The 2752-nt window shown below is 71.9% G+C and carries 2 protein-coding genes; one reads left to right on the top strand and one right to left on the bottom strand.

Annotated elements, in window-relative coordinates; genetic code table 11:
• Nucleotides 1-131: 131 nt before the first annotated feature.
• Nucleotides 132-1796, bottom strand: coding sequence for an extracellular solute-binding protein (locus EYA84_RS30045; protein WP_236146043.1), 1665 nt, complete (start codon nucleotides 1794-1796; stop codon nucleotides 132-134).
• 214 nt (nucleotides 1797-2010) lie between these two features.
• Between EYA84_RS30045 and EYA84_RS30040 the strand changes: the two genes are divergently transcribed.
• A partial coding sequence (locus tag EYA84_RS30040) for an ROK family transcriptional regulator (protein WP_131057519.1) occupies nucleotides 2011-2752 on the top strand: 742 nt, incomplete at its 3' end.

The raw sequence follows: 2752 nt of genomic DNA, 5'->3' as shown, positions 1-2752 counted from the left end.
GGCTGCGCCGCCCACCGCGCCGGGGACGCCGCGGTGGCGGCGTACGTCCGGCGGGTGGTCGCTCCTCGACGGTGCCGGGGGCGCTCACGCCGGTCCCCCGGCACCGCTCGCGCGCACGGTTGTCCGCCCGCTCATCGGCCGTTGTCGGCGAGCGCCTTCTCGTGGAACGCGCGGCCCTCCTCGCCGCCGGTGTCGAGGAACTCCTTGCGTACCTGGGCCAGGTCGCTGACCGGGCGACGGCCGCGCAGGATGTCGCGGATCTTGTCGTCGGTCGGCTGGATGATCTTCGACCAGTTCGCCGGCAGTTCCAGCTTGATCCCGGCGAACAGGTCCTTCTCGATCGAGGCGATGTTGGTGCGGTAGTAGCCGAGGTAGTCCTGCACGAAGTTGGGCGTGTCGCCACTGCGCACCTTGACCGGCACCCGGCCGCCGATGTGGGTGTACTGCGCGCCCAGCTCGGTCCGTCCGCGCTCGGTCAGCGTCGGCGTGCCGTCGGCGCCCCGGCTGAAGTGCTGTCCCTCCACGCCGTACTCGCGCAGTTCGAACTCCCGGCTGCCGAACGGGGCGGCACACCAGTTGAGCACCCGCAGCACCTCGTCGACCCGCTCGGCGGACAGGTCCTTCTTGAGGAAGGTGTAGAAGATCGGCTTCTCGCTGCCCCAGATGACCGGCTGGGCACCCTGCGCGCCGAAGACCGGCAGCGGCTGCATATTGAAGGTGGGCAGCTCCTTGGCCCGTTCGCTCTGCATGCCCTGCCAGGCGCCGAGGCCGTCGCGGTACATCAGGATCTTGCCGGAGTTGAACAGCTGCTTCTCGTCGGCGCCCTTGCTGGCCACCGTGTCCGGGTGCACCAGACCCTCGGCGAACAGTCGGGCGGTGAACGCCAGCGCCGCCTCGAAGGCCGGGTCCTCGAACTTGTGCTGCAGGCCGCCGTCGGGCTTCTTGCGCCAGGTCTGGTGGCAGCCGAAGTACTGCTGCACCATCTCGAAGACGCTGCCGAAGGCCCACACGCCCTTGGCCGGGTCGGTGGCCTTCTTGCCGAACTCGTACAGCTCGTCGGGGCTGGCGGGGGCGGCCAGGCCGGCGGCGTCGAGCAGGTCCTTGCGATAGAACATGGCCCACGCGAACGGGCCGTCGGTGGGGAACGGCACGGCGTAGAGCCGGCCGGCCCAGACCGAGTACTCCCAGGCGCCGCTGGGCAGCGCCGCCAGGTACGGGTACTTCGCCGCGTTGTCGCCCTGGAGGTGGTCGGTCAGGTCGGTGAACAACGCCTTGACCGCGTCGGAGAAGCGGGCGACCTTGTCCACCTCCCAGTTCGGCGCGGACAGCAGCTCCGGCACGTCGCGGGCGCCGAGCATCGCGTTGAGTTTGTCGGCGTAGGTCAGGCCGTCCTGCAGGCTCGGGTTGACCTCCACGCCGAGCTTGCCGTTGACCGCGGCGAGGTAGGAGTTGCGGCCCAGCGGCGGTGGCGTCGGGCCCCACCACGGGCTCATCGTCTGGATCGGCGGGCCGCCCCGGCCGGGCTGCTCGGTGACCGCGTCGACGAGCTCGCGCGGGTAGCTGAGGTAGCCGTCCGGGATCGGGCCCTCGCCGGGGATGTCCGGCTTGAGCAGCTCGGCCCGCTGGTAGGTGGGCAGCACCGCCTTGATGGCGTCGGCGCTGGTGGCGCTGCCCTGGCTCCCGGCTTCCTTGCTGCATCCGGCCAGGGCGCCGCCGCCCACGGTCGCGGCGGCACCGAGGCCGACCAACCGCAGCATGGTCCGGCGGTCGGTGGATGTGCGCGCAAGAGGCGTCACGGCGCACTCCCTTCGTCGTCGTCGATAACGGTTTGCGGAGCGGGGGACTCCGGCTAGGATTAGTTGGGGTTCTAGCCGAACAAACTAATCGACGGCTATCCCGTCCCACAAGACAGGGCGTGCCGGCGGCCCGGACGGCGTGGTCGGTCCCGCCACGGCGGTACGCGATGATGGACGCGCACGCCACGACACCGGCGCAGGGAGCGGGCAGATCGTGATCAGCATCCAGAACGAGCCGCAGCCGACCGACCTCGGTGACGTGCGGGTCGCCAACCGCGCGGTGGTCCTGCGGCACGTCCGACTGCACGCCCCCTGCTCGCGCGCCGACATCGCCGCCCGCACCGGCCTGAACAAGGCCACCGTCTCCAGCCTCGTCACCGAACTCATCGACCAGCGGCTGGTCCGCGAGACCGGCCTCACCGAGAACCGGGTCGGTCGCCCGGCGACGATGCTGGTGCTCGACGGCGAACCGTACGCCGCCCTCGGTCTGCAACTGGGCGCCGACGAACTGGTGGCGGTCGCCATCGACCTCGGCGGCAACCGGCTGCTCACCTGGCGACGGGCCTTCGCCGCCGACACGGTCTCCCCCGCCGAGACCCTGCGTGCACTGACCGCCCTGGCCCGCCGCGCGATCGGCCGGGTCACCGCACAGGGCCGCACCATGCTCGGCCTCACCCTCGGGGTGCCCGGGCTGGTCGACCCCGCCGGGGCGGTCCCGCTGTCCGACGCTCTCGGCTGGCGGGACGTGCCGGTCGCCGCCGACCTGCGCGCGGCCCTCCGGGAACCGGCCTTCACCGTCACCGTGGACAGCGTCGCCAACCTCGCGGCCCTGGCCGAGCAGCGCCACGGCGCGTATGCGGGCACCGCCGACCTGGTGCACCTCAGTGGCGGCATCACCGTCGGCGCCGGGATCATCGCCGCAGGCCGGCTGTTGCGCGGCGGACGCGGCTTCGCCG

Source organism: Verrucosispora sp. SN26_14.1, from assembly GCF_004307965.1.
In the GTDB taxonomy this organism is placed as follows: domain Bacteria; phylum Actinomycetota; class Actinomycetes; order Mycobacteriales; family Micromonosporaceae; genus Micromonospora.
The sequence above is the reverse complement of the archived record's forward strand: the minus strand, read 5'-3'. Positions and strand labels throughout refer to the sequence as shown.